This is a genomic window from Kribbella caucasensis (genome assembly GCF_004361855.1).
GTDB classification, from domain to species: Bacteria; Actinomycetota; Actinomycetes; order Propionibacteriales; family Kribbellaceae; genus Kribbella; species Kribbella caucasensis.
Window position 1 is genome coordinate 250,745 of sequence record NZ_SNWQ01000010.1, and the last position, 24,886, is coordinate 275,630.

Annotated in this window: 25 protein-coding genes; 22 read left to right on the forward strand and 3 right to left on the reverse strand. The window is 68.3% G+C overall.

The window, feature by feature from the left end; all coding sequences use genetic code 11:
* Window positions 1–122: 122 nt before the first annotated feature.
* From EV643_RS21985 to EV643_RS22000, 4 genes are read left to right on the forward strand one after another with little or no spacing between them, the layout of a single operon-like run.
* On the forward strand, window positions 123–929 hold the full coding sequence (locus tag EV643_RS21985) for an enoyl-CoA hydratase/isomerase family protein (protein ID WP_133801984.1): 807 nt from the start codon (window positions 123–125) through the stop codon (window positions 927–929).
* Window positions 926–1,732: an enoyl-CoA hydratase/isomerase family protein gene (locus tag EV643_RS21990; protein ID WP_133801985.1), complete on the forward strand. Its 807-nt coding sequence runs from the start codon at window positions 926–928 to the stop codon at window positions 1,730–1,732. The genes EV643_RS21985 and EV643_RS21990 overlap by 4 nt, the downstream gene beginning before the upstream one ends.
* A gap of 5 nt (window positions 1,733–1,737) precedes the next feature.
* Complete coding sequence (locus EV643_RS21995; protein WP_133801986.1) at window positions 1,738–2,733, forward strand: phosphotransferase family protein; 996 nt, start codon at window positions 1,738–1,740, stop codon at window positions 2,731–2,733.
* A complete protein-coding gene (locus EV643_RS22000; protein ID WP_133801987.1) occupies window positions 2,733–3,656 on the forward strand; it encodes an Rv3169 family protein in 924 nt (307 codons plus the stop codon). Before EV643_RS21995 ends, EV643_RS22000 begins: the two co-directional genes overlap by 1 nt.
* Here the strand turns inward: EV643_RS22000 and EV643_RS22005 are convergent.
* Window positions 3,649–4,524 (reverse strand): SDR family oxidoreductase, encoded by an 876-nt coding sequence (locus EV643_RS22005; RefSeq protein WP_202869687.1) that lies wholly within the window; start codon window positions 4,522–4,524, stop codon window positions 3,649–3,651. The genes EV643_RS22000 and EV643_RS22005 overlap by 8 nt on opposite strands.
* Window position 4,525: 1 nt before the next feature.
* Window positions 4,526–5,320 (reverse strand): enoyl-CoA hydratase-related protein, encoded by a 795-nt coding sequence (locus tag EV643_RS22010; protein ID WP_133801989.1) that lies wholly within the window; start codon window positions 5,318–5,320, stop codon window positions 4,526–4,528.
* Window positions 5,321–5,398: 78 nt separating this feature from the next.
* On the opposite strand from EV643_RS22010, the gene EV643_RS22015 reads away from it, so the two are divergent.
* From EV643_RS22015 to EV643_RS22095, 17 genes are all read left to right on the forward strand, one after another.
* Complete coding sequence (locus EV643_RS22015) at window positions 5,399–5,785, forward strand: hotdog family protein (RefSeq protein WP_133801990.1); 387 nt, start codon at window positions 5,399–5,401, stop codon at window positions 5,783–5,785.
* A gap of 4 nt (window positions 5,786–5,789) precedes the next feature.
* Complete coding sequence (locus EV643_RS22020; RefSeq protein ID WP_133801991.1) at window positions 5,790–6,761, forward strand: quinone oxidoreductase family protein; 972 nt, start codon at window positions 5,790–5,792, stop codon at window positions 6,759–6,761.
* Window positions 6,758–7,540 (forward strand): enoyl-CoA hydratase/isomerase family protein, encoded by a 783-nt coding sequence (locus EV643_RS22025; protein WP_133801992.1) that lies wholly within the window; start codon window positions 6,758–6,760, stop codon window positions 7,538–7,540. The genes EV643_RS22020 and EV643_RS22025 overlap by 4 nt, the downstream gene beginning before the upstream one ends.
* 81 nt (window positions 7,541–7,621) lie before the next feature.
* Entirely contained in the window at window positions 7,622–8,428 is an 807-nt protein-coding gene (locus EV643_RS22030) for an alpha/beta hydrolase (protein ID WP_133801993.1), read from the forward strand.
* Complete coding sequence (locus EV643_RS22035) at window positions 8,425–10,071, forward strand: AMP-binding protein (protein WP_133801994.1); 1,647 nt, start codon at window positions 8,425–8,427, stop codon at window positions 10,069–10,071. The genes EV643_RS22030 and EV643_RS22035 overlap by 4 nt, the downstream gene beginning before the upstream one ends.
* A complete protein-coding gene (locus tag EV643_RS22040; RefSeq protein ID WP_133801995.1) occupies window positions 10,071–11,249 on the forward strand; it encodes an acyl-CoA dehydrogenase family protein in 1,179 nt (392 codons plus the stop codon). The genes EV643_RS22035 and EV643_RS22040 overlap by 1 nt, the downstream gene beginning before the upstream one ends.
* 1 nt (window position 11,250) lies before the next feature.
* On the forward strand, window positions 11,251–13,140 hold the full coding sequence (locus tag EV643_RS22045) for an AMP-binding protein (protein ID WP_133801996.1): 1,890 nt from the start codon (window positions 11,251–11,253) through the stop codon (window positions 13,138–13,140).
* Complete coding sequence (locus tag EV643_RS22050; RefSeq protein WP_133801997.1) at window positions 13,140–14,231, forward strand: acyl-CoA dehydrogenase family protein; 1,092 nt, start codon at window positions 13,140–13,142, stop codon at window positions 14,229–14,231. The genes EV643_RS22045 and EV643_RS22050 overlap by 1 nt, the downstream gene beginning before the upstream one ends.
* Before the next feature lie 56 nt (window positions 14,232–14,287).
* Window positions 14,288–15,454: an acyl-CoA dehydrogenase family protein gene (locus tag EV643_RS22055; RefSeq protein WP_133801998.1), complete on the forward strand. Its 1,167-nt coding sequence runs from the start codon at window positions 14,288–14,290 to the stop codon at window positions 15,452–15,454.
* Window positions 15,454–16,203, forward strand: coding sequence for an SDR family NAD(P)-dependent oxidoreductase (locus EV643_RS22060; RefSeq protein ID WP_133801999.1), 750 nt, complete (start codon window positions 15,454–15,456; stop codon window positions 16,201–16,203). Before EV643_RS22055 ends, EV643_RS22060 begins: the two co-directional genes overlap by 1 nt.
* On the forward strand, window positions 16,203–17,381 hold the full coding sequence (locus tag EV643_RS22065) for a thiolase family protein (RefSeq protein WP_133802000.1): 1,179 nt from the start codon (window positions 16,203–16,205) through the stop codon (window positions 17,379–17,381). The genes EV643_RS22060 and EV643_RS22065 overlap by 1 nt, the downstream gene beginning before the upstream one ends.
* Window positions 17,378–18,619, forward strand: a complete 1,242-nt coding sequence (locus tag EV643_RS22070) for an acetyl-CoA hydrolase/transferase family protein (protein WP_133802001.1) — start codon at window positions 17,378–17,380, stop codon at window positions 18,617–18,619. Before EV643_RS22065 ends, EV643_RS22070 begins: the two co-directional genes overlap by 4 nt.
* The gene (locus EV643_RS22075; protein ID WP_133802002.1) at window positions 18,616–19,542 is read left to right on the forward strand and encodes a hydroxymethylglutaryl-CoA lyase; all 927 of its coding nucleotides are present in this window, start codon (window positions 18,616–18,618) and stop codon (window positions 19,540–19,542) included. Before EV643_RS22070 ends, EV643_RS22075 begins: the two co-directional genes overlap by 4 nt.
* Window positions 19,539–20,288 carry an SDR family NAD(P)-dependent oxidoreductase gene (locus tag EV643_RS22080; protein ID WP_133802003.1) on the forward strand — a complete coding sequence of 250 codons (750 nt, stop codon included), beginning with the start codon at window positions 19,539–19,541 and terminating at the stop codon, window positions 20,286–20,288. The genes EV643_RS22075 and EV643_RS22080 overlap by 4 nt, the downstream gene beginning before the upstream one ends.
* Window positions 20,289–20,301: 13 nt before the next feature.
* Window positions 20,302–21,072, forward strand: coding sequence for an enoyl-CoA hydratase/isomerase family protein (locus EV643_RS22085; RefSeq protein WP_133802004.1), 771 nt, complete (start codon window positions 20,302–20,304; stop codon window positions 21,070–21,072).
* A 15-nt stretch (window positions 21,073–21,087) separates the two neighbouring features.
* Window positions 21,088–22,242: an acyl-CoA dehydrogenase family protein gene (locus EV643_RS22090; protein WP_133802005.1), complete on the forward strand. Its 1,155-nt coding sequence runs from the start codon at window positions 21,088–21,090 to the stop codon at window positions 22,240–22,242.
* Window positions 22,239–23,150, forward strand: coding sequence for an LLM class flavin-dependent oxidoreductase (locus EV643_RS22095; protein ID WP_202869688.1), 912 nt, complete (start codon window positions 22,239–22,241; stop codon window positions 23,148–23,150). The genes EV643_RS22090 and EV643_RS22095 overlap by 4 nt, the downstream gene beginning before the upstream one ends.
* On the opposite strand, the gene EV643_RS22100 is transcribed toward EV643_RS22095, so the two are convergent.
* Window positions 23,140–23,922 (reverse strand): PaaI family thioesterase, encoded by a 783-nt coding sequence (locus EV643_RS22100; RefSeq protein ID WP_133802006.1) that lies wholly within the window; start codon window positions 23,920–23,922, stop codon window positions 23,140–23,142. The genes EV643_RS22095 and EV643_RS22100 overlap by 11 nt on opposite strands.
* 62 nt (window positions 23,923–23,984) lie before the next feature.
* On the opposite strand from EV643_RS22100, the gene EV643_RS45780 reads away from it, so the two are divergent.
* Window positions 23,985–24,830 carry a LuxR C-terminal-related transcriptional regulator gene (locus EV643_RS45780; protein WP_133802007.1) on the forward strand — a complete coding sequence of 282 codons (846 nt, stop codon included), beginning with the start codon at window positions 23,985–23,987 and terminating at the stop codon, window positions 24,828–24,830.
* The last annotated feature ends 56 nt before the right edge of the window (window positions 24,831–24,886 follow it).

The following is a 24,886-nucleotide window of genomic DNA, read 5'->3' on the forward strand; positions in this document are numbered from 1 at the left end:
GGGTCTCCTGAGGGTCCAAGCATTTGGTCGTACCTAAATTAGCATTGTCGCGGTCCAATCGTCCGCGCAACGACTCTGCTACTGTTTGGTCCTACCATTGATCCAATGGGAGGAGGCTGTCTATGAAAAGCCTGACCGCGACGTACGAGACGCTCACGCTGGACGAGCCGCGACCCGGTGTCGTCGTCATTACCCTGAGCCGCCCGCAGCGAAGCAACGCGATGACGAACACCATGTTCGCCGAGCTCGAGCATGCGGCGGAGGCGCTCGACGCCGAGGACGACTGCCGAGTCGTCATCCTCACCGGAGCCGGCACGGCGTTCTGCGCCGGTTACGACCTCGCGGACGCGGACGATCTTGCCGGGCTCGGCGCTCTGGGCATGCTCGACCAGCAGGAGCGGGCCGCGCGGGCTCTGCTGGCGGTGCGCTCGCTCAGAGCTCCCGTGATCGCCGCGATCAACGGCGCCGCGGCCGGTGGGGGACTGTCCCTGGCACTCGCCGCCGACATCCGGATCGCAGCGCCCACCGCGAAGTTCAACGCTGCCTTCGTCCGGATCGGCCTGTCCGCCGGCGACCTCGGTACGTCGTGGCTGCTCACACGCCTCATCGGCCCGGCCCATGCCAGCGAGATCTGCTTCACCGGTCGACTCGTCGAGGCGGATGAGGCGGCCGGAATCGGCCTGGTCAACAGCATCAGCGATCACCTGCTGGACGACGCGATCGCACTGGCTGAGCGCATCGCACAGAACTCGCCCGGCGGCGTACAGCTCTCGAAGCGTGCGCTCCAGGCCAACCTTGAAGTCTCGTCCTACGCCGCCGCGTTGGAGTTGGAGAATCGCGGCCAGGCCCTGCTGACCAGAAGTGCCGACATGCCCGAGGCGCTCAACGCCTTCAAGGAGCACAGGCCGGCGGTGTTCACGGGCCGATGAACTTCCCCGAGCTGGAAACCCTGACCTTCGAGCCGCTCGACGGCGGCATCGGCGTACTTCGAATCAATCGCCCGCATCGGATGAACTCCCAGACTGTCCGGATGTTCACCGAACACGGCTTGGCCGCCCGCGCCCTGCGTGACAGCGGACTGCGCGCCCTCATCCTCACCGGCGCCGGCGAGCGGGCGTTCTGCGCCGGGTTTGACCTCGACGAGCTGGATGTCATCACGCGGATGGGCGTGCTGGAGTTCCTCCGGTTCCAGGAGACCGCAACGGGCGGCATCCAGGCGATCCGGCACCTGCCGTTCCCCGTCATCGCCGCGATCCACGGGCCCGCGACCGGAGGCGGGATGGCGCTGGCGCTGGCGGCCGACATCCGGCTGGTCGCCCCGACGGCCAAGTTCAGTACGGCGTTCATCCGGGTTGGCCTGTCGATCGGCGAGCTCGGTACGTCGTACAACCTCAGTCGTTTGGTCGGACCAGGCCGAGCCGCCGAGATCGGCTACACCGGCCGCATCGTCGGCGCCGAGGAGGCCGCCCGGATCGGCCTGGCCAACCGTGTCGTTGCCACCGAGGAGTTGTACGACGAAGCAATCGCCTGCGCACGGTTGATCGCGGCCAACTCACCTGGCGGGGTCCGGATGTCCAAGCGCGCGATCCAGCACAACCAGGAGATCACCTCGTACGCCGCCGCCCTGGAACTCGAGAACCGCGGCCAGGCGCTCCTGACCCGCACCGCCGACATGCCCGAAGCGCTCGCCGCGTTCAAACAGAAACGCGAGCCCCGCTTCACCGGGACCTGACGCCGATGCCCTGGGACTGGACGCCCGATACCCGCGCCCGGCTGGCGTCGTACTTGGAAGATCGAGGCGTGACGTCCGGCGAGATCACCACCACACCGATCGGCGACGGCCACTCGAACCTGACCCATCTCGTGTCCGACGGCGTGCATCAGGTCGTTGTACGACGCCCGCCGCCGCCACCCTTCCCGCCAGGCGCACACGACGTGCTGCGGGAGGCTCGCGTCATCAATGCACTCGCGACCACGCCGGTCCCCGTGGCGCGACTGCTGGCGACAGCCCAAGCGGGTGAGGTTGTCGACGTACCCCTCTATGTGATGTCGTTCGCGGCCGGCCCAGTCGTCACGACCGAGACTCCGTCGTCCCTGCAACCTGCGCGGCAGCGGATCGGCGAAGCACTCGTGGACACGCTCGCCGACCTGCACGCGGTCGACTGGCGATCCGCGGGCCTCGAAGGCTACGGCCGGCCGGAAGGATTCAACGACCGGCACCGGCGCCGAATCGCCCAACTCGTTGCTGATGACAACAGTCAGTTCGCCGAGCTCGACGCCTGGCTGGCCGAGCAGGTACCCACCGAGTCGGGCGCGTCGATCGTCCACAACGACTACCGGATCGGCAACGTCGTCCTGTCGGCCAAGCGCCCCGGCGAGCTCGTCGCCGTCCTCGACTGGGAGCTGGCAACGCTTGGCGACCCGCTCCTCGATCTCGGCTACTTCCTCGCCTCGGTGCCCGACGACGACGGCCCGTTGACGCCAACCCAGCAGCTCGGACGAGCGATGCTCGAACCCGGCTACCCGACCCGCAAGGAGCTGGCCGACCGGTACGCCGTACGGACCGGAGCGGAGCTGAAGAACCTCAACTGGTACACAACGCTCGCGCTCTGGAAGCTCGCCGTGCTGTACGAGTACAGCCGCCGACAGGGCCAGGATCCGTACTACGCCGATCTGGCGCACGTGCAGTCGTTCCTCGCGGCTGCTCAGCGCGCCGCCGAACTGGAGGTGTGATGTTCTTCGACCGCTTCATGTTCAACCTCCACCCGGCCGACGCGACGACACCCTCGATCATCCTCGGCGTCGGCAGCTACCCGGACCGCAACAGCATGGACGGCTTCGTGATCGCCTGTCTCCCGCACGAGCAACGCAACGTACGCTTCGGCGGTGAACTCGGCCCCGACAGCTGCGGCCCGCTTTCCTGGCAGGCCCTCGACCCAGCGGAGACCTGGCACTTCACGCTCGGAGCGAACCCCACCGATGTGGAGTTCGACCTCACCTGGCGCGCCCGGACCCCGGCCTGGTCAGGCGACATCAAGGTCGGCGAATCGACGAACTTCGAGCACCTCTTCCAATCCGGTCTGTACGACGGCGTCGTGAGCATCGACGGAATCGCCAACAACATCCAAGGCTGGTACGGACAACGAGACCGATCGCGCGGCGTCCGGACGATGAGCGGCGGCCAAGGCCTCCACATCTGGTACCAGGCGCAGTTCCCGGACCGCTCGATCGGCTTCCTCCTGGTCGAGGACCGAGCGGGTGAGAGGCTGCTGCTGGAAGGTGCGGTGATGCACACCGACGGCCGCCTGGACCCGATCGTCGACGTACGCCACGACCTGCGCTTCGACGACACGCTCGACCTCAGATCCGGCACCGTCGAGGTGACCACCAAGGCCGGCATCTCCAGGATTGAAGCCGACGCCTCCGGCCGCGGCGCCCTGATGGCCGGCGGCGGGTACGGCGGTCAGCACGGAACCGTCCGCGGCCTGGAGTCGGACGTGTATCCACTCGACGGCACGATCACGCCGCTCACCGCCGACACCTCACTGACGGATCGCCTGTGCGAGTTCAACCAGGACGGCACGCGCGGCCGGGGCATCTTCGAGTTCGCGCTCACCCGTAGTACGTCGTACACCTATCGCCCGACGCTCAGGTAGAACGCTGCGCCTTGCTGGCGGCAGTGGCCGCCGTGCTGCGCTCCCTGACCTGGGCCCAGTCCGCGTCCGTCAGCGAGGTGAGCCCGGCGAAGGTGCCGGGACCGGCGAGCATCTGGCCGCCGTCCATCGCGATCGTCTGCCCGGTGAGGTAATCGCACGCATCGGACAGCAGGAAGATCGTCAGGTTGGCCAGCTCCTCGATCGTTCCCGCACGTCCGGCCGGCACCGTGTCAGTCTGTGTCGCGCCGACCGAACTGCTCTCGGTCGGATTGAGCATCTCCCAGGCATAGTCGGTCGGGATCGGTCCAGGCGCGATCGCGTTGATCCGGATGCCGTACTTGGCCCACTCGACCGCGAGTGACATCGTCATCGCGTGGACCGCGGCCTTCGCCATCGCCGACGGTACGACGTACGCCGATCCGGTCCAGACCCAAGTGGTCAGCGTCGACAGGATGCTGCCGGGAAGGCCGTCGCGGATCCAGCGCCGGCCGGCTGCGAGGGTGGTGTGGAAGGAGCCGTTCATGACCGTGCCGGTGACAGCCTCGAAGGCACGCGGGCTGAGCTTCTCGGTTTGAGCGATGAAGTTCGCCGCGGCGTTGTTGACCACGCCGGTCAGCGGGCCGTGCTCCGACCAGATCGACTCCATTGTCGCGTCGACCTGATCGAAGTCGCGGACATCGACGATGTGGACGTGGACGCTGCCGGGTCCGGCTGCCTCCGCGGCGTCTTGCAACACCGCGAGGCGGCGACCCCACAGGTGGACCTCGGCGCCGTGCTCGACCAGGTGTCTGGCCACCCCACGACCAAGACCGGTGCCGCCGCCCGTGATCAGGATGCGCTTGCCGTCCAGTACGTCTTTACTGAACACGTCAATTCCCGCGGTACGCCGAGAAGTCCGGGCTGCGCTTCTCGTTGAACGCGGTGATGCCCTCCTGCGCCTCGGCGGTCTCGCCGAACAGCTTCAGGCTGGAGTAGGCCATCTGCCCGATGCCGGCAAAGTGCTCGGTGTCGGCGTTGAACGATTGCTTCAGCACCTTGAGCGCGGTGGGGGAGAGCTTGAGGATCTCGTCGGCCCAGGCCCGGACTTCCTTGTGCAGTTGGTCCGCCGGGACCACCTTGTTGGCGAGTCCCCAGTCGAGCGCCTGCTCCGCGGAGTACTTGCGGCACAGGAACCAGATCTCCCGGGCCCGCTTCTCGCCGATCGCCCGCGCCATCAGCCCGGTGCCGAAGCCGGCGTCGAACGAGCCGACCCGCGGGCCGTTCTGGCCGAACGTCGCGTTGTCGGCCGCGATGGTCAGGTCACACAGCAGGTGCAGCACGTGGCCGCCGCCGATCGCGTAACCGTTGACGGCGGCAATGACCGGCTTCGGTACGTCGCGAATGACGCGGTGCAACGAGTCGACCTCGAACAACCCGCTCTGCGAGGGACCGTAGTCGCCGGTCTCCATCCGCTGCTTCTGATCGCCGCCGGTGCAGAACGCCTTGTCGCCCGCGCCGGTCAGTGCGATCACGCCGACCTCGTCGCTGGCCCAGGCCCGCTTGAACGCCAGCACGAGCTCGTCGACCGTCCGGGCGCGGAACGAGTTGTACCGCTCGGGGCGGTTGATCGTGATCCAGGCCAGGCCGTCCTCGACCTCGTAGACCACGTCGGTGAAGTCGTCCATCGGCTCTCCTCGTTGACGGTCACGTTTTGGTCTGACCATAATACCCTTAGCCGGTGCCTGCAAGGCCAAGGAGGATCGATGATCGAGCTGACGGTGGCCGAACTGGCGGACGTGACCGTGCTGGATCTCGGCGCCTCGAGCTGGCGCCGCGTGGATCAGGCGATGGTCGATCTGTTCGGGGCCGGCGCCACCGGCTATCTGGCGCTGTCGTTGGTGCCGGTGATGTTCAAGGACCTGCTGCGGATCAAGGATCACGCCCGCGGTACGAACTACGGCCTCGACGCTGTGCGCTTCCCGGCGCCGGTGCCGGTGGGGTCCGAGATCCGCCTGGCCGCGTCGATCACCGATCCGGTATGGCGGGACGACGGCGGCGTGCAGTACCGACTTCGGCTGCGCATCGAGATCCGCGGTCAGGATCAACCCGCGGCCGTCGGCGAGTCCATCTATCTGACGTACGCCGGGTGATCCGATGCGCGCCGTGGTGCAGACCCGATTCGGCGGACCCGAAGTCCTCCAGCCCGCCGAAGTGCCAGATCCAGTACCGGAGCGCACGTGGGCTGTCGTGCGACTCAAGGCGTCCGCGCTCAACTGGCACGACGTACTCGTCCGCCAAGGCCGCTACAACTCCCCACTGCCACACATCCCCGGCGCGGACGGCGCAGGCGTCGACATCGAGACAGGCGAAGACGTGCTTGTGCTGCCGTCGCTGTGGTGGGGTGACGACGAGTCCGCGCCCGGGCCGCGCTGGGAGATCCTCGGCGACCATCGGCCGGGCACCTATGCGGAGTTCGTGAAGGTCCCGCGCGAGTGCGTCGTACCGAAGCCGTCCGGTCTGAGCTGGCCCGAGGCCGCCGCGTTGCCGCTGGTCGGGCTGACCACCTACCGGGCGCTCTTCTCCCGGGCGCGGCTGAAGGCCGGCGAATCGGTGCTCGTATCAGGTGCGGGCGGCGGCGTCGCGACCATGGCCGTGTCGCTCGCGGCCGCCGCGGGTTGCCAGGTGATCGTCACATCATCGTCCGAGGAGAAGATCGCCCGGGCCCGCGAACTCGGCGCGGCTGCCGGAGTTCTGTATGCCGACCCCGGCTGGCCCGAAGCGGCCAAGGAGCTGACACCGCATGGGTTCGACGTCGTGCTGGATTCGGTCGGCAGCTGGGGTGATTCGTTGTCCGCGCTGCGACCGGGTGGCCGGTTGGTGGTCCTTGGAGCGTCCCGGGCTGACAGAGCTGTGCTGGACGTCCGGCCCTTCTACTTCGGGCAGTTCGAGCTGATCGGCACCACGATGGGCAGTCCCCGGGACTTCGCCGGCCTGCTGCGCTTCCTCGAGGAGTACGACGTAAGCCCGCCTGTGGTCGATCGAGTCTTCCCATTGGACGAGGCGTCGGCCGCACACGGCTATCTCGAGAGTGGTCAAGGATTCGGGAAGGTGGTGCTCTCGCCGTGACCGGCCTGGTGCGTTACGAAGTGGACGATCATGCGGTGGCGTTCGTGACGCTGGACTCGCCCGCGACCCGCAACGCGCTCAGCGACGAGCTGCTGGATGATCTCCTGGCAGCGCTCGACGACGCAGCCGCGGACGCCGAGGTCCGCGTGCTCGTGCTGGGTTCCTCGCATGAGCGGGTCTTCTCGGCCGGCGGCGACCTGAAGGCGTTCGCCGCGGATGTGCCCACGATCGCGAAGTACGCCGCGCTCGACCGGTTCCCGCGGCTCTATCGGGCGATTGGAGAGCTCGGGAAGCCGGTGATCTGCGCGGCCGGCGGCGATGTGCTCGCCGGCGCGTTCGGGCTCGCCCTGGCGTGCGACCTGGTGATCGCGAAGGAGGGTGTGCGCTTCGGTTGTCCGGAGATCAACGTCGGGGTTTTCCCGTTCATGATCTCGGCGCTGATCTACCGCAATGTCGACCGCCTCAAGGCAAACGAGTTGATGATGCTCGGCGAGCCGATCGACGCCACCGAGGCCGCCCGGCTCAACCTCGTCAACGCCGTGGTTCCGGCTGACGACTTCGACGAGGTCGTCCGCGAATGGGCACACAAGCTGGCCGCGAAGTCGCCGCTGCTGATGCGGATGGGCAAGGACGCCATCGCCGCGACCCGCGACTTGAGCCTCCCGGACGCGTTGTCCGCGCTGCGTTCCCAGCTCGCCCTCGCATTCACCACCGAGGACATCGTCGAGGGCGTGACCGCGTTCCGTGACAAGCGCGATCCGGTCTGGAAGGAGCGCTGAAATTTCTGGTCAGACCATTGAACTATCAGGCCGAATGTTGCATGCTCGGGTCATCACCTCAGGGCTTCAGAGGAGGGGCGCATGACCGCCTTCATGATCGACGGCACGGTGGGCGACGTCTTCGTCCGGACGTGGAGCGCCGAGCAACCGTCGTACGGCGTCTTGCTCGCGCACGGCATCGGTGAGCACAGTGGCCGGTACGACCACGTCGCGCGGCGGCTCGTCGCGGACGGCGCGGTCGTGTACGCCGGTGACCATCACGGTCACGGTGGGTCGGCGGGGGAGCGGTGCGAGATCGAGGATGTCGACAAGATGGTCGCGGACTTGCACCATGTCGCCGAGCAGTTGCGGGCCGACCACCCCGGGCTGCCCGTCGCCCTGATCGGCCACTCGCTGGGTGGCATCATCGCCACCCGGTTCGCGCAGTCGTTTCCTGGCGAACTCACCGCCTTGGTGCTGTCCGACCCGGTGGTCGGCGGAAACCCGGGCTTCGAGGCACTCCTGGCGATGGATCCGATGCCCCAGGTGCCCATCGACACGGCGATGCTCTCGCGCGACCCGGCGGTCGGTGAAGCCTACTTGGCCGACCCGCTCGTCTACCACGGACCGCTCAGCCGCCAGACCTTGTCCGCGATCTTCGCTGCGGTCGCGGACATCGCCGCCGGTCCGCCGCTCGGTGACCTCCCGACCCTGTGGCTACACGGCGAACTCGACCCGCTGGCGCCGTACGACGTCACGGCCAAGGCCTTCGAGCACCTGGCCGGACCCGCGCTGGAGCAAAAGGTCTACCCCGGCGCGATGCACGAGATCTTCAATGAAACCAACCAGGACGAGGTGATCGCCGACGTGCTGGCATTCCTCACCCGGGTACTAAGGAAACAGTCATGAGCGCACCGACCAAGACCGTCCGGGACCGGTACACCGAGGACCAGATCGCCGGCTTCTACGCCGCGGGCTATTGGGCACCGTCGAGCTTCAACGCACTCGTCGCCGAGGAGGCCGAGCGGCGCGGTGACCAGACCTTCATCTTCGACAGCACGACGTCGCTGACCTACGCGGACTTGCGCGAGAAGGCGCTGCGGCTCGCGGTCGGGCTGCGCCGGCAGGGTGTGGAACGTGGCGACCGGGTCGCCGTCCAGCTGCCGAACTGGACCGACTTCGCCGTCGTCGCTGCGGCACTCTCGCGGATCGGCGCGATCCTGGTGCCGATCATGCCGATCTACCGCGAGGAGGAGGTCGGCTACGTCCTGCGGCATTCCGGCGCGGTCGCGGCGGTGACGTGTGAGGAGTTCCGCGGCTTCGGCCACCTCGCGATGTTCGAGGAGCTGCGCTCGTCGACTCCGGATCTCCGGACCGTGTACGTCGCCCGCGCGACAGGCTCGGCGGACGCACCGGCGCTCGACAGCTTGGTAGTGGACGGCGATCTCGCGGAGCTGGACGCCGAGGCGGGCCCGGATTCGTCGCCGGACGACGGCTTCCTGATCGTCTACACCTCCGGTACTACGTCCCGCCCCAAGGGCTGCTACCACACCTTCAACACCGTGCGAGCGAGTGCGACCGCGATCATGAAGAGCCTCGACTACACCGAGAACGACGTCGAGTTCGGGCCGTCACCGGTGACGCACAGCACGGGCCTGGTGACCAGTGTTGTGCTGCCCCTGATCGCCGGCGCGAAGTCGTACCTGATGGAGGCATGGGACCCGCAGGAGGGCCTGAACCGGATCGAGCAGCACGGTTGCACGGTCACGGTCACCGCGACCCCGTTCCTGCAGATGCTGATGGGGGCGTACGACCCGTCCAAGCACGACGCGAGCAGCATGCGGCTCTGGGTCTGCGCCGGCTCGCCGATCCCAGGCGCGATTGTCGAGAAGTCCCACGAGCTGCTCGGCTTCCAGACGCTCAGCCTGTACGGGCGGTCGGAGAACTTCCTCACCACGATGTGCACAGTCTCGGATCCGCCGGAGCGATCGGTGACGTCGGATGGCTCGGCACTCCAGGGTGCCGAGGTGAAGGTCGTCGGTGGGGACGGCCTCGAGGTTCCGCGCGGCGAAGAGGGTGACATCGCGTACCGCGGCCCGAGCCACATGATCGAGTACTACGACGATCCCGAGCAGACCGCCGAGTTGTTCACGCCGGAAGGCTTCTCGCGGTCCGGCGACCTGGGCCGGATGGACACGGACGGCTTCGTCCGGGTGACCGGGCGGCTCAAGGACATCATCATCCGCGGCGGGCTGAACATCAGTGCCCGCGAGATCGAGGACCACCTGCTCCGTCATCCGGCCATCGCGAGTGTGGCGATCGTCGGCATGCCGGACGAGCGACTCGGCGAGAAGGTCTGCGCGTACGTCGTACTGGCCGAGGGACAGCCGGCGGTGACGCTGGACGACATCACCGCGCTGCTGCACGAGCACAAGGTCGCCACCCAGAAGCTGCCGGAGCGGCTGGAGATCGTGCCGGCGATGCCGATGACCGCGACCGGCAAGATCCAGAAGCACGTGCTGCGGGCCGACATCCAGGCGAAGCTGGGCTGATGGATCTAGCAGACGCCCCGGACGAGGCCCGGTTCCGGCAGGAGCTGCGCACCTGGCTGGAGAAGCGACTGCCCGAGCTGCCCTGGCCCGAGCCCGCGGACCTGACCGAGAAGCTGGCGTTCTGGCGTGCCTGGCAGGCGATGCTCCACGAGGCCGGGTACGCCGGTCTCACCTGGCCGCGCGAGTACGGCGGCCAGGGCCTGGACGAGCGGATGCGGGCGATCTTCGGCGAGGAATGCGACTTGGCCGGAGCGCCGGAGCGGCTCAACACGATCGGCGAGGACTTCGCCGGCCCGACGATCGCCCACTTCGGGTCCGAGGAGCAGAAGCAGCGGTACCTTCGCCCGATCCTGACCGGCGAGGAGATCTGGTGCCAGCTGTTCTCCGAACCCGACGCGGGGTCCGATCTCGCCTCGCTGCGGACCAAGGCGACGAAGGTCGAGGGCGGCTGGCGGATCCAGGGGCAGAAGATCTGGACGAGCCGTGCGCAGATGGCGGCGGCTGCGATTCTGCTGGCCCGCACCGGCGGTGGCCCGCGGCACAAGGGCATCACGTACTTCCTGCTGCCGATGGACAGCGACGGCGTCACGGTCCGTCCACTCCAGCACATGCTCGGCGAGGCGGAGTTCAACGAGGTCTTCCTCGACGACGTGTTCCTGCCCGACGAGGCCGTGGTCGGCGAGGTCGACGGCGGCTGGAAAGTTGCCATGGGCACCTTGTCCTTCGAGCGGGTCGCCATCGCCACCGGACGGGTGAACACCACCAAGGCGGTTGACGACCTCATCACCGACATCCGGGGCATGACCGACTCGTCCAGCCGGCCCGTCGGCGCGGACCCGCAGGTCCGGCAGAAGGTCGCCGACCTCTGGGCGCGTGCCTTTGTGCACCGCACGATCAGCCAACGGGTGATCAGCGGCGCGTCCGGTCCGCCTGGTCCGGTCGCCTCGATCGGCAAGCTGTACTTCTGCCCGCTGGTCGAGGATCTTGCCGACTTCCGCTTGTCGCTCGAACCGCTGGCCGGCCAGTTCGACCTCGACGACACGTCCGAGGAAGCAGAGCGCTCACGGCGATGGCTGCGGCTCGCCAACCAGGCCCGCGGTACGGCGATCGCCGGCGGATCCACCTTCATCCAGCGCAACATCGTCGCCGAACGCATCCTCGGCATGCCTCGGAGCTGACATGACCTACACCTGGCACCCGACCGCCGACTATCTCGAGAACTCCAACGTGGCAAGGCTGATGCGCGCGCTCGGTGTCGGAGATGTGGATGCCCTGCGTGCCCGGTCGGTGGCGGACATCGGTGCGTTCTGGGACGCCGTCGTGTCCGACCTCGGTATCGCGTTCGGTACGCCGTACACGAAGGTGGTCGACCTCAGCCGGGGGATCGAGTACCCGGAATGGTTCGTGGACGGCGGTATCAACATCGTGGACGCGACCGTCGTGCGCTGGGCAGCGGCGACGCCGGATGCGGTCGCGATCGTGCACGAGACCGAGGCCGGGACCGTGCGGCGGCTGACGTTCGCCGAACTCGACGACCAGGTCGCGCGCGTCCGGGCCGGACTGCGCGCTCACGGCATCGGCAAAGGGGACGCGGTCGCGATCTATCTGCCGATGACGCCCGAGGCAGTGGTTGCGACGTACGCGGTGGCGAGCATCGGCGCGATGGTCGTGCCACTGTTCTCCGGGTTCGCCCCGGCCGCCATCGCCGCGCGGATCCAGGATGCGGACGCCAAGGCCGTCATCACCACGGCCGGTACGACGCGTCGTCGCCGTGCCGTCTCGATGGAGTCAAAGCTGGACGAGGCGCTGAAGAGCTGCCCGAGCGTGCGGCTCGTTGTCGCGGACGACACCTGGCGAGAGTTGCTGAGCGCGGACCCGGATCCGGTCGTCGAACCCACGTCCGCGTCGGACGTGCTGCTGCTCGCCTACACCTCCGGGACGACCGGGCGGCCGAAGGGCGCGGTGCACACGCACGCCGGCTTCCTGGTGAAGGTGGCAAGTGAGGTGGCGTACGGGTTCGAGATGGCGCCCGGGCGGACGTTCTGCTGGATCACCGACATGGGCTGGATCATGGGGCCGCTGTCGATCGTCGGCACCCACGCGTGCGGGGGAACGCTGCTGCTCTACGAAGGCTCTCCGGACGTGCCGGACACCAACCGGTTGTGGGACCTCGTTCAAAAGCATCGGGTGTCGATGCTCGGGGTCTCGCCCACGCTGATCCGGACATTGCGTGCCGCTGGCAACGATCCGGCCGGCGACCTGTCATCGGTCCGCGTCCTGGGCTCCACCGGTGAGCCATGGGATCCCGAGTCGTACGAGTGGCTGGCCCGTGACGTCTTCGGCGGCCGGATCCCGGTGATCAACTTCTCCGGCGGGACAGAGGTGGGTGGCTCGTTCCTGTGCCCGTACCCGGTCGAGGACATCCGGAGCTGTTCGCTCGGTGGACCGGCGCTCGGCATGGATGTCGACGTGGTCGACGACGACGGACAGCCGCTGCGTGGCAGTGTCGGTGAATTGGTGTGCCGGCAGCCGTGGCCGTCGATGACGCGTGGGGTGTGGAAGGACGACGAGCGCTACCGGGATGCGTACTGGTCGACGTATCCGGGTCTGTGGCGTCACGGCGACTACGCCCTGGTGGACTCGTCTGGCTGGTACATCCTCGGCCGCTCAGATGACGTGATGAACATCGCCGGGAAGCGCGTCGCGCCGGCCGAGATCGAGTCCGTGCTCGCCACTGATCCGGACGTCGCCGAGTGTGCGGTAGTCGGTATCCCCGACCCGGCGAAGGGCGAGTCGGTCTGGGCCTTTTGGGTACGACGCCCTGCCGCGGATGCTGACGACCGGTCGATGGCGATACGGCTCACCAACCTGGTGGCCGTCGAGCTGGGTAAGCCGTTCGCGCCTGCTCGTGTGGTCCGGGTCGAACAGTTGCCCAAGACAAGGTCCGCGAAGATCCTGCGCCGGGCCGTCCGCGCGGCCGTGCTCGACGCGGATCCGGGCGACCTGTCCGGCGCGGAGAATCCGGAGGCGGTCGAGGAGATCCGCCTTCAGGTGAAGGGACTGCCCTGATGCGCTGGCAGCTCTCCGAGGAACAAGACGCCTACCGCGAAACGTTGGCCGGCTGGCTCGCCGACGTCGCGCCGCCCGACGTCGTACGCCGCTGGCTGGATGCCGGCGATTCGCTCTCGTTCGCGGATCGCTTCGCCGGCGATGGCTGGTCAGGCGTCGGACTACCCGAGTCGATCGGTGGCCAGGGCGGCGGACTCGTCGAACTCGCGCTGACGTCCGAGCTGCTCGCGCATGCCTGCGCCCCCTCCGCGACCTGGCTCGCAACCGTCGTGACTGCGTCGGCTCTCGCCGCCGCGCCTGCGGCGCTCGCGGTCGGGCAGGGCGTTGGCAACGTGGCAGCGGCTCTCACCGGCGATCCGCTGGCACTGCTGTCTCCAGCGGACGACATCCCTGGCGAGGGACCGCGCCTCGCGCCGGGCGCCGAGGGTCGTTTGCGCGGGACCGTTCGGCGGGTGCTTGCCGGTGGCGTCGCGACTCGTTTCATCGCAGTCGTCGACGAACCTGACGGTGCAGCTGCGCTGCGGCTCGTGTCGGCTGAGGGTGTGCGTGTTGTTGCCCGGCATTTGCTCGACCGCAGCCGGTCGGTGGCTGATGTGGTTGTCGACGATGAGGCGTCCGAGTCGCTTGACGTGGATGCTTCGGCGTTCCTGGCGGAGTGTGCCGCGCGAGCCGCCGTACTGACGGCTGCGGACACGCTGGGAGCGATGGCGAAGATGCTCGACATGACTGTTGCCTACAGCAAGCAGCGGCAGCAGTTCGGCGTACCGATCGGATCGTTCCAAGCGGTCAAGCATGCCGCCGCGACGATCCTGGTCGAGGTCGAGGCGGCCAGGTCCGCGGTGTACTACGCCGCCGCCTCGGTAGACGCCGCCGCACCGCAATCGGACCTGCACGCCGCCGCGGTCAAGGCCCAGGTGACAGCGGCCGGTAGTCGGGTCGCCGACAGCGCGCTGACCCTGCACGGCGCGATCGGCTACACGTGGGAGCACGACCTGCAACTGTTCTACAAGCGGGCCAAGCTCAACGAATCCCTGTACGGCCGCCCGGCCGCCTGGAACGAACGCATCGCCAGCGCCCTTGTCCTGGCCTAGTTTTTTGGTCAGACCATTTGTTATGATCGTGCCACAAACTTGAGGAGGGAACGGTCGTGGACTTCGAGCTCACCGAGGATCAGGTGACGATCCGTCGCGCGGTCGCCGAGCTGGCCGGCAAGTTCGACGACCAGTACTGGATGGAGAAGGACGCCGCGCACGAGTTCCCGGCCGAGTTCTACCAGGCGTTCGCGGACGGCGGCTGGCTCGGCATCACGACCCCGGAGGAGTACGGCGGGCACGGGTTCGGGATCAGCGAAGCGGCGTTGCTGCTCGAGGAAGTGTCGGCGTCCGGCGCGGGGATGAACGGCGCGAGCTCGATGCACCTGTCGATCTTCGGGATGCACCCGGTGATCGTGCACGGCTCGGAGGAGCTGAAGCGGGACAACCTGCCGCGCATCGTCACCGGCGACCTGCATGTCTGCTTCGGCGTGACCGAGCCCGGCGCAGGCCAGGACACCACCCGGATCACGACGTTCGCCAAACGGGACGGATCGGACTACGTCGTCAACGGCCGCAAGGTGTGGATCTCGAAGGCGATGGAATCGGAGAAGATCCTGCTGCTCACCCGGACGACGAGATTCGAGGACGTCACGAAGAAGACGGACGGGCTGACGCTCTTCCTCACCGATCTGGACCGCGATCACATCGACATCCGGCCGATCGCGAAGATGGGCCGCAACGCGGTCACGTCGAATGAGCTGTTCATCGACGACCTGCGCATCCCGGCTGAGCACCGGGTCGGCGAGGAGGGTCAGGGTTTCAAGTACATCCTCGACGGCCTCAACCCCGAGCGGATGCTGGTGGCCGCCGAAGCCCTTGGCCTCGGCAGGGCCGCGCTGCGCCGCGCGGTCCGGTACGGCAACGAGCGGGTCGTCTTCGGCCGGCCGATCGGCATGAACCAGGGACTCCAGTTCCCGCTGGCCGATTCGCTGGCACGCCTCGACGCCGCCGAGCTCGCACTACGCAAGGCCACCTGGCTCTACGACAACGGACGCCCGTGCGGCCGCGAGGCGAACACCGCGAAGTACCTGTGCGCCGACGCCGGCTTCGAAGCCGCGGATCGCGCGCTGCAGACGCACGGCGGGATGGGGTACGCCGAGGAGTACCACGTCGCGAGGTACTTCCGGGAGGCCCGGCTGCTCAAGATCGCCCCGCTCAGCCAGGAGATGGTGCTGAACTACCTGGGTTCGCACGTCCTCGGCCTGCCGAGGAGCTACTGATGTTCACCCTGACAGGCCGGTCGGCCCTCGTCACGGGAGCGGGCAGCGGCATCGGAGCAGCAGTCGCCAAGGCCTTCGCGACCGCAGGCGCGGCCGTTCTCGTCACCGACCTGGACAAGGACTCGGCGGCCGCGGTCGCCGACGCGATCGTCTCGGCCGGCGGCCGGGCGGAGTCCGCGGTGCTCGACGTACGCGACGCCGAGCAAGCTGCCCGTGCGGCCGGCCAGGCTGCCGACCTGACCGGCGGCACCTTGCATATCGTAGTGAACAACGCCGGGGTGATCGCGCCGGCGATGTTCCCGAAACTGACGGCCGAGCAGTTCCAGCTCGTCCTCACCGTCCATGTCGGCGGCACGTTCACCGTGAGCCAGGCCGCGTTGCCGTACCTGGCCACGGACGGCACCGGCCGCATCATCAACGTCACCTCGGCCGCCGGTCTGGTCGGCACGATCGGGCAGGCCAACTACGGTGCCGCCAAGGCCGGAGTCGTCGGCCTGACCAAGTCATTGGCCAGAGAGCTGGCGAGGAAGCAGATCACCGTGAACGCAGTCGCTCCGCTGGCGGCCACCGCGATGACCGAGAACATCCGCGGCAACGAGAAGCTGGCCGATCTGACACTGGCGCGGATCCCGCTGGGTCGCTGGGCCGAGCCGGACGAGATTGCGGCCACGTTCGTGTTCTTCGCCTCGGACGCAGCGTCGTACATCACCGGCCAGGTCCTGCCGGTCGACGGAGGGACGGTCATCTGATGGCACGCATGGCAGGTCGCGAGGCACTGATCGTCGAGGCGCTCCGCACGCCCATGGGCAAGGCTCACCCGGAACGCGGCTGGTATCGCGACACCCACCCGAACGAGATGCTCGGATCCGTGTACGGCGCATTGCTGGCGAGCACCGGACTGGCGCCGTCCGCGATCGAGGACCTCGTCATCGGCTGTACGGCGCCGTTCGGTGAGCAGTCGCGGAACGTCGCGCGCAATGCCTGGCTACAGGCCGGCTATCCACCCGAGGTGCCGGCGACCGTACTCGATCGCCGATGCGGCTCCGCGCAGACCGCGGTCGAGATGGCCGCCGCACTGGTTGCCTCAGGCACGCATGACGTCGTGATCGCCGGCGGTGTCGAGCACATGGGACACGTGCCGATGAGCTCGCCTGCGAAGATCTCCGAGCTGTACGGCGATCCATGGCCGGCGGCGCTGCGGGAGCGCTACGACTTCGTGCCACAGGGTGAGAGCGCCGAGCTGATCGCCGAGCGGTGGGACCTCAGCCGCACCCAACTGGACGAGTTCGCGGTCAGGTCGCACCGGCTGGCCGCCGAGGCCGTCGCCAGTGGGCGCTTCGAGCGGGAGATGATCTCGTTGCAGCTCGACGGCGAGCGTCGTACCAGCGATCAGGCGATCCGGGGGGAGACGTCGCTTGAGACGCTGGCGGGTCTCAAGACCGTGTTCAGGGAGAACGGGCGGATCACCGCGGGAACGTCTTCGCCGATGTCCGACGGTGCGGCCGGGGTCGTCATCGCGTCGCCAGAAGCCGCCGACAAGTACGGGCTGCAGCCGCGGGCGCGAATCCTCGACCAGACGACGGTCGGAGTGGACCCGATCATCATGCTCAGCGGCCCGATCCCGGCGACCCGCAAACTGCTGGAACGCAACGGGATGACGATCGACGACATCGACCTGGTCGAGATCAACGAGGCCTTCAGCTCGGTGGTGCTCGCCTGGGAGCGCGAACTCAAGCCCGACATGGACCGCGTCAACGTCAACGGCGGCGCGATCGCCCTCGGCCACCCGGTGGGCGCATCCGGCGCGCGCCTGTTCGGCACCCTGCTCGCCGAAATGGAACGCCGCGACGCCGAGATCGGACTGGTCACCATGTGCTGCGGTGGCGGCCTCGGTACGGCGACGCTCGTGCAGCGGGTGGACACATGATCGACCTCAGCAAGTACGTCTCGGCCGGCGACGGCGTCTGGTGGGGCCAAGGTGGCGCCGAGCCGGAGCCGCTGGTCAACGCCCTGCTGGAGCAGGTCGACGACATCGGGCCGATCCGCGCCTTCTGCGGCCTCACGTGGAACGACCGGCTGTCCAGTGACCTGCCCGACTCCGTCCCCGACGGCCTGACAGTTCTCTCGTACGGCGGTCTGGGGGAGCTGCGTCGGTTATCGCGGCACGGGCTGCTCGACGTCGTGCCGTGTCACTACTCAGCGCTGCCGCGGATGTTCGAGCGCGGTCTGCTGCCGTGTGACGTCGGGCTGCTGCAGGTGTCGGCGCCGGACGCGGATGGGGTGGTGTCGCTCGGCATCGGTGTGGAGTACGTCGCGGACGCGCTCAAGTACACGCGCACGTTGGTTGCCGAGGTCAACCAGCGGATGCCGCGGACGAAGGGCAGCCCCGGGTTGCCGCTGTCGGCGTTCGCCGCCGTCGTCGAGACCGACCGACCGTTGCGTGAGGCACCGATCCGCGAGCCGGACGCGGTGGACCGGGCGGTCGCGGAGAACGTGGCCGGGCTGATCGAGGACGGCGACACCCTGCAACTCGGAGTCGGTTCGCTGCCGAACGCCGTACTCGAATCGCTGACCGGGCACACGGATCTCGGCTTCCACACCGGCATGGTGACCGACGGGGTCGTGGCGCTGGTGGAGAAGGGCGTCGCCACCGGGGCGCGGAAGGAGATCGACCCAGGTGTCGTCGTCACCGGCGCGGCGCTGGGCAGCACGCAGCTCTACGACCGGTTGCCTGACTACCCGATCGAGTTCCGGCCGGCCAGCTACACGCATGCACCGGCGGTGCTGTCGCAGCTCGGATCGCTGGTGTCGATCAACTCGGCGATCGAGGTCGACCTGCTCGGTCAGGTCGGTGCCGAGCTGCGCCGCGGCGTCCACATCGGCGCGGTCGGCGGCCAGGTCGACTTCAGCCGGGCGGCTTCGCTGACCGGCGCGCGATCGGTGATCGCCCTGCGCTCGGAGATCGGCGGCGAGTCGACGATCAACGCAAGGCTGCGCGGCGGGGTGGTGACGACCGCGCGCGTCGACGTTGACGCGGTCGTCACCGAGTACGGTGTCGCGCTGCTGACCGGATGCACCGTCGCCGAGCGGGCCCGCCGGCTGATCGCGGTGGCCGCACCGGCCCATCGAGAAGCCCTGATGAGGACGTTGGTGGAGCTGTCATGACAAGCGTGCACATCCGGGAGGTCGGTCCCCGTGACGGCTTCCAGAACGAGCCGGAGACGATTGCGACCGCGGACAAGATCCGGCTGATCAATGCGTTGGGTCGCGCCGGGTTCACCCGGATCGAGGTCGCGAGCTTCGTCCGGCCGGACGTGATCCCGCAACTGTCCGACGGCGTGGAGGTACTGCGTGGGATCGAGGTGCCGGACAGCGTCGACCGGATGGTGCTGGTGCCGAACAGCAAGGGCCTCGACAACGCCCTCGCGGTGCGCGAACTGTTCGCGGAGGTGGCGCTGTTCGTCAGCGCGTCGCAGACCCATAACCGGCGCAACATCAACCGCACGGTCGAGGAGACCATGGCCGACGTGAAGGTGATGGGCAAGCGCATCGTCGCCGACGACCTCCGCTTCTGCGCTGTGATCGCCACTTCGTTCGGCTGCCCGTACGAGGGTCGCGTGCCGATGGACCGGGTCCTTGGGCTCGCCGAGGAGTTCGCCGAGGCGGGCGCGACCGAGATCGGGTTCGGCGACACCACCGGCATGTGCAACCCGGCGTACGCGTCGAAGTTTTTCACCGCTGCGATCGAGCGGCTGCGCGGCGCCGAGGTCACCGCGCACTTCCACAACACCCGCGGTCAGGGTCTGGCCAACGCCTACGCCGCGTTGCAGGCCGGCTGCACCAGCTTCGAGTCCAGCTTCGGCGAGCTCGGCGGGTGTCCCGTGCCCGCCGGGTCGACCGGCAACATCGCCACCGAGGACCTGGTCGGCATGTTCCACGAGATGGGTGTCGACACCGGCCTGGACCTGGACGCCGTCATCGACGCCGCCCGGATGGCGCAGACCGTGCTCGGCCGCAAGCTCACCAGCCACTCGATCGTCGCCGGTCCGGTGCGCTGGTACCCGTCACCTTCGGAGGAGAACCAATGAGAGTCGCCATCGTCACCGGCGGTGCCCAGGGCATCGGCAAGGGGATCGCCACGGCGCTCGGGGAGGCCGGCTTCAAGGTCGCCGTAGCCGACCTGAACCTGCCGGTCGCCGAGCAGACCGCGAAGGAGATCACCGCTGCCGGAGGTACAGCGATCGCGGTCGAGATCGACGTGACCCGGACCGACTCCGTCGCCTCGGCGGTCCGGACGGTCGGGGCCGAACTCGGGCCGATCGAGGTGGTGGTCAACAACGCGGGCTGGGACGACTTCATGCCGTTCATCGACACCACCGAAGAGTTCTGGGACAAGATCCTCGACATCAACTTCAAGGGCGCCCTGCGGGTGCTGAAGGCCGTCGTACCCGGAATGACCGAGCGTGGCTTCGGGCGGATCGTCAACATCGGCTCGGACGCCGGCCGGGTCGGCTCGTCGCTGGAGGCGGTGTACTCCGGCGCGAAGGGCGGCATCATCGCCTTCGGCAAAACACTCGCTCGTGAGGTCGCAGCGAAGGGTGTGACCGTCAATACCGTCTGCCCAGGACCCACCGACACTCCCGCCTTGCGGAAGTTCGCCGAGGGAGCGGGCGACGCGGAGAAGGTGATCGGCGGGATGACCCGGGCGGTGCCGATGAAGAGGCTCGGTACGCCGGAGGACATCGGACCGGCCGTCGCCTTCCTCGCCTCCGACCGAGCCGGGTTCATCACTGGTCAGACGCTGTCGGTCAGCGGCGGCCTGACAATGGCGTGAGAAGGGAGCCCGGATGACAGAGGTGGTCAGCTGGCGGTCCGAGAGTCCCGGCGTCTGGGTCGTGACGATGGACCGGCCGCCGGCGAACGCGCTCGGCGTACCGATCCTCGACGGGCTGCACGCCGCCATCGACGCGGCGGAGCAGGCCGGCGACGTGAAGGTGATGATCGTGTCCTCGGCCCTCGACGGCTTCTTCGCCGCCGGTGCCGACATCAAGCACCTGTCGTCCATCGACGCCGAGTCATTCCTTGCGTACGGCAACCAGATGCGCGCCGTCAACGACCGGCTAGCGGCCGCGCCGTGGATCTCGATCGCCGCCATCGACGGCCTCGCGCTCGGTGGCGGTCTTGAGCTGGCCTTGGCGTGCACGCTGCGGGTGAGCGGCCCGCGTGGTGCCTTTGGCCTGCCCGAGGCGAAGCTCGGTCTGATCCCCGGCGCGGGTGGCACCCAGCGGCTACCCCGGCTGGTCGGTCGCGGCCGGGCCCTCGACATCATGCTGACCGCCCGCCAGGTCCCGGCCGACGAGGCGCTGGCGATCGGCCTCATCGAGCGGCTCACCGCCGGTGACGTTCTGAAGGAAGCCCTCACTCTCGCCGCGGATCTCGTGACGTCGTCGCTTCTGGCGCAACTCGCCGTGATCCGCGCGGTCGACGCCGCCTACGAACTTCCACTCGACGAGGGCCTCCAGGCCGAAGCGCGCGAAGAACAAGGACTTTTCGAGCACGGCGAGGCCGCCGAGGGTATCCGCGCCTTCATCGCCAAACGCCCACCGGAATTCCGCTGACGGAGGTCGGGACCCATGCTGTCATTCGCCTTCAGTCCGGAGCAGGAGGACTTTCGCCTCCAACTGCGGAAGTTCGCCACCGCTGAGCTCACACCGCACTACATCGAGCGCGCGGCTCGGCCGGAGTTCAGTTGGGAGGCACACCGTCAGCTGGCCGGGCTGGGGGTGTTGGGTATCGGGCTGCCGGAGAAGTACGGCGGCAGTGGTGAGCTGGACCCGGTCACGCTCGGCATCGCCACCGAGGCGCTTGCGTACGGCGATGTGAACGTGGCCTCGGCTCCGGTGCTGTCCGGGCTGGTCGCGTCCCAGCTCGCGGAGAACGGGCAGGCGGCGGTGGTCGATCGTTGGCTGCCGCAGTTGGTGGCTGGCGAGGCCGTCGCGGCGATCGCTGTGACCGAGCCGTCGGGTGGGTCGGACGTGTCGGGTATGCGGACGGAGGCACGGCGGGTCCCGGGTGGCTGGCGGATCAGCGGCGAGAAGATCGCGATCACTCTCGCGACGGCGGCAGCGGTCGCATTGGTGTACGCGCGTGAGCCGGGGTCGGAGGGGTATCGGGGGATCAGTTGCTTCGCCGTACCGCTCGATGCCGATGGCGTCACGCGCACGCACACTCCGGGCATGGGTGCGTTGCCGTTGTGCTGGGGTCAGCTGTCGTTCGAGGACGTCTTCGTGCCGGGGGACCATCTCGTGGGTGAGCCTGGCCGGGGGTTCGCCGCAGCGATGGAGCACTTCGACTTCAGCCGACCGGCGCTCGGTCTGCTCTGCCTCGGTGCCGCGCAGGCGAGCATCGACGAGGCCTGTGCGTGGGCGGTGCAGCGGGAGGCGTTCGGCCGGCCGCTGGCGGCATTCCAGGGTGTGTCCTTCCCGCTCGCCGAACAGGCGACGTACCTGGAGGCTGCGCGCTGGCTGTGCTATCGGTCGCTGTGGACGCGTGAGGCGGGGGAGAAGCACACGCAGTACGCCGCGATGTCGAAGTGGTGGCCGCCGATCGTTGCCAAGGATGCGATCGAAACCGCTCTGGTGACGTTCGGGAATCTCGGCTACTCGACGGAACTCCCGCTGCAGCAGCGGTACCGCGACGTCGCCAGCTACCTGATCGCCGACGGCACCGCCGGGATCCAGAAGCGGATCATCGCCACCGCGATGCTGGGCAAGGTCGCCGCCTCGTGAAAGTGGGCGTCGCGGTCAACGAGGACCTGCTCATCCCCGACCCGGCCGCGCGGCGACGACTGCTCGACCACATCGCCGAGGTCGGCCTCGACCACGTCACGACGGGCGACCACATCAGCTTCCACGGTGGTGCGGGGTTCGACGGACTGGTCTCGGCGACCTCGATCCTCACCGCGCACGACGGTCTCGACGTGGTGGTCGGGGTCTATCTCGCGGCGCTGCGGCATCCGATGCTGATCGCGCGGCAGCTGTCGACGATCTCGCAGCTCGCGCCCGGGCGGCTGGTGCTCGGCGTCGGCGTCGGTGGTGAGGACCGTAGCGAGGTCTCCAACGCCGGCGTCGATCCCGCGACCCGCGGGCGCCGGCTCGACGAGACACTCGAGCTGCTCCGGAGGCTCGCGGACGGCGAGACCGTCGACCACGACGGGCGGTTCTTCTCGTTGCGGAAGGCAAGCATTCTGCCGGTGCCCGATCCGCCGGTTCCGCTGGTGGTCGGTGGTTCCGGCGACGTTGCTGTACGGCGTACGGCGAGGTACGGGGATGGTTGGCTGGGTCTGTTCTGCTCGGCCCGCAGGTTCGCCGACACCGTCGAACGGATCCGCGCCGCCACCGCGGACCTGGGTCGTCCGGCGCCGTCCTGGTTCGGCCTGAACATGTGGTGCGGACTTGGGCTCGACGCTGCGCGGGCGCAGGACCTGCTGGGTCGCAGGCTCGAGGCGCTCTACAACCTGCCCGCCGAGAAGTTCGAGCACGTCACGGCGTCCGGCACCCCGGAGATGGTCGCCACGAAACTGGCGCCGTACGTCGCCGCCGGCGCCGAACATCTGACGCTGATCATCGCGGCGGGGGACGTCCACGAGGGCGTCGACCTTGCCGCCGAGGTCCACCGCCTGCTCGTCAGTGGGTGACGAGGGTGGTGACTGTGCAGGGTTTGCCGGCTTCGTTGTGGCTGGTCACGTGGGCAACGCCGAGCGTGCGGCCGGCGTGTACGACGCGGGGGGTGAAGCGGACTCGGGTGCCGATCGGGATGGGGCGCAAGTACGCCACGTGTACGGACGTCGTGGTCAGGGGAGCGGCGACGCGGCTGAGGGCCAGAGCGCCTGCCCATTCAGAGACGCACAAGCTCACGCCGCCGTGCAGATTGCCCATCGGGTTGGCCAGGACCGGAGTCGTGGTCAACTCGAGGACGTCCTCCGCCAGCGAGGCGACAGCGCCGATCCGGCTCATCAGGTCGGCCTCTCTGTCACTCCGTAGTCCGTCGGTCCGGCCGTTCGTGGCGGCTGGTTCGGGCGCCGAGACGAAGCGGCCGCGCTGCCGGCAGCGGGCGATCACGTTGCCAGCGGCATCGATGACGTCACCGGTTGCGAACGCGCCGATGGTTGCGACCTCGATCGACTCGACGGTGGCCCGGACAGTGCTGCCGTCGACCGGAATCGCCCCGACGACATCGATCCCGATCTCGGTGCTGACCGACCAGTCGCCATCGGGGTGCGCGGCGGAGATGGTCGTACCGAGCACGTTGTCGACCAGCACGCCGAGCGCCCCGCCCCGCGGGATCCCACCCGGACCGGCCAGCCAGGCTCCGGTGCTCATCGAGCCGGTACGACGCCCGTCGGCATGGTGGGCCCGGAAACCGAAGAGCCGTTCAGGCCCGCCGTCGACGATCAGGTGTGCGGACACTGACCCTCCTCCGATGAATAGCTACGATTGTTTTTAAGGTCATACCATTCTACAGTAGCTAGATGATCGGATCGACCGCGGTGGGCGACGCCCATGAGGCGTTGCGCTGCCTGCGGTCGATGGACTCTGTCTCGGAGCTCGTCGAGTCGGTGCCGGCTGTCGCGCACCGGCTCGGCTTCAACCGCGTGCTGCTGTCCCGGCTGCGCGGCACGACCTGGACCGCGAGGTCCGGTTATGTCGCGGGGGATACGACGATGACGCAGGAGATGATCCGGATCGGGGTTGCGACGCCGGGCCGGACCGACGCCGGGTGGCCCGAGGGTGACGTCGTGCGGCGTCGTCTGCCGGTGCTGGTCCACGACGCACAAACCAATCCACGGGTGCATCCGCAACTCAAGGCGCTGATGAGCACTCGGGACTACGTCGCGGCGCCGTTGGTCGCCGAGGACGCGGTGGTCGGCCTGCTGCACGCCGACCAGAACGGAACGAGCGGCGGTCTCACCGAACTCGACCGAGACCTGCTCGGGCTGTTCGCCGAAGGGCTGGGGTTCGTGTTCGAGCGGGCGATCCTCCGCGAGCAGTTGATCACGTTGAAATGCCGGCTGGACGAGCAGGCCCGTTCCGTCGGGGATCTGATCGACGGTCTCCGCGACTCCGACGTACTCGGACCGGAACGACCGCTCACCCCGCGTCAGTCGTACGTCGTGAGCGGGCCGCTCGCGGAGCTCACCCGGCGCGAGCTGGAGGTGCTGCGGCACCTGGCCGCCGGAGAGTCCAACGACCAGATCGCGGCCAGGCTGTACATCTCGGCCGGCACGGTGAAGACCCACATCAAACACGTGCTGCACAAGCTGGGCACGGTGAGTCGCGCCGAAGCGATCGCTCGCTATCACCACCTCACCCCGTAGGGGTAGGAATCTCTCCCTCCGGGGTGATGTGTCTCTCCCATTAATGGACCAAGTAT

What these genes read in the sequence shown, in the direction of transcription:
- EV643_RS21985 (WP_133801984.1), top strand. Translation starts at nt 123, where the DNA reads ATGAAAAGCCTGACCGCGACGTACGAGACGCTCACGCTGGACGAGCCG.
- EV643_RS21990 (WP_133801985.1), top strand. Translation starts at nt 926, where the DNA reads ATGAACTTCCCCGAGCTGGAAACCCTGACCTTCGAGCCGCTCGACGGC.
- EV643_RS21995 (WP_133801986.1), top strand. Translation starts at nt 1,738, where the DNA reads ATGCCCTGGGACTGGACGCCCGATACCCGCGCCCGGCTGGCGTCGTAC.
- EV643_RS22000 (WP_133801987.1), top strand. Translation starts at nt 2,733, where the DNA reads ATGTTCTTCGACCGCTTCATGTTCAACCTCCACCCGGCCGACGCGACG.
- EV643_RS22010 (WP_133801989.1), bottom strand. Translation starts at nt 5,320, where the DNA reads ATGGACGACTTCACCGACGTGGTCTACGAGGTCGAGGACGGCCTGGCC.
- EV643_RS22015 (WP_133801990.1), top strand. Translation starts at nt 5,399, where the DNA reads ATGATCGAGCTGACGGTGGCCGAACTGGCGGACGTGACCGTGCTGGAT.
- EV643_RS22020 (WP_133801991.1), top strand. Translation starts at nt 5,790, where the DNA reads ATGCGCGCCGTGGTGCAGACCCGATTCGGCGGACCCGAAGTCCTCCAG.
- EV643_RS22030 (WP_133801993.1), top strand. Translation starts at nt 7,622, where the DNA reads ATGACCGCCTTCATGATCGACGGCACGGTGGGCGACGTCTTCGTCCGG.
- EV643_RS22035 (WP_133801994.1), top strand. Translation starts at nt 8,425, where the DNA reads ATGAGCGCACCGACCAAGACCGTCCGGGACCGGTACACCGAGGACCAG.
- EV643_RS22040 (WP_133801995.1), top strand. Translation starts at nt 10,071, where the DNA reads ATGGATCTAGCAGACGCCCCGGACGAGGCCCGGTTCCGGCAGGAGCTG.
- EV643_RS22045 (WP_133801996.1), top strand. Translation starts at nt 11,251, where the DNA reads ATGACCTACACCTGGCACCCGACCGCCGACTATCTCGAGAACTCCAAC.
- EV643_RS22050 (WP_133801997.1), top strand. Translation starts at nt 13,140, where the DNA reads ATGCGCTGGCAGCTCTCCGAGGAACAAGACGCCTACCGCGAAACGTTG.
- EV643_RS22060 (WP_133801999.1), top strand. Translation starts at nt 15,454, where the DNA reads ATGTTCACCCTGACAGGCCGGTCGGCCCTCGTCACGGGAGCGGGCAGC.
- EV643_RS22065 (WP_133802000.1), top strand. Translation starts at nt 16,203, where the DNA reads ATGGCACGCATGGCAGGTCGCGAGGCACTGATCGTCGAGGCGCTCCGC.
- EV643_RS22070 (WP_133802001.1), top strand. Translation starts at nt 17,378, where the DNA reads ATGATCGACCTCAGCAAGTACGTCTCGGCCGGCGACGGCGTCTGGTGG.
- EV643_RS22075 (WP_133802002.1), top strand. Translation starts at nt 18,616, where the DNA reads ATGACAAGCGTGCACATCCGGGAGGTCGGTCCCCGTGACGGCTTCCAG.
- EV643_RS22080 (WP_133802003.1), top strand. Translation starts at nt 19,539, where the DNA reads ATGAGAGTCGCCATCGTCACCGGCGGTGCCCAGGGCATCGGCAAGGGG.
- EV643_RS22085 (WP_133802004.1), top strand. Translation starts at nt 20,302, where the DNA reads ATGACAGAGGTGGTCAGCTGGCGGTCCGAGAGTCCCGGCGTCTGGGTC.
- EV643_RS22090 (WP_133802005.1), top strand. Translation starts at nt 21,088, where the DNA reads ATGCTGTCATTCGCCTTCAGTCCGGAGCAGGAGGACTTTCGCCTCCAA.
- EV643_RS45780 (WP_133802007.1), top strand. Translation starts at nt 23,985, where the DNA reads ATGATCGGATCGACCGCGGTGGGCGACGCCCATGAGGCGTTGCGCTGC.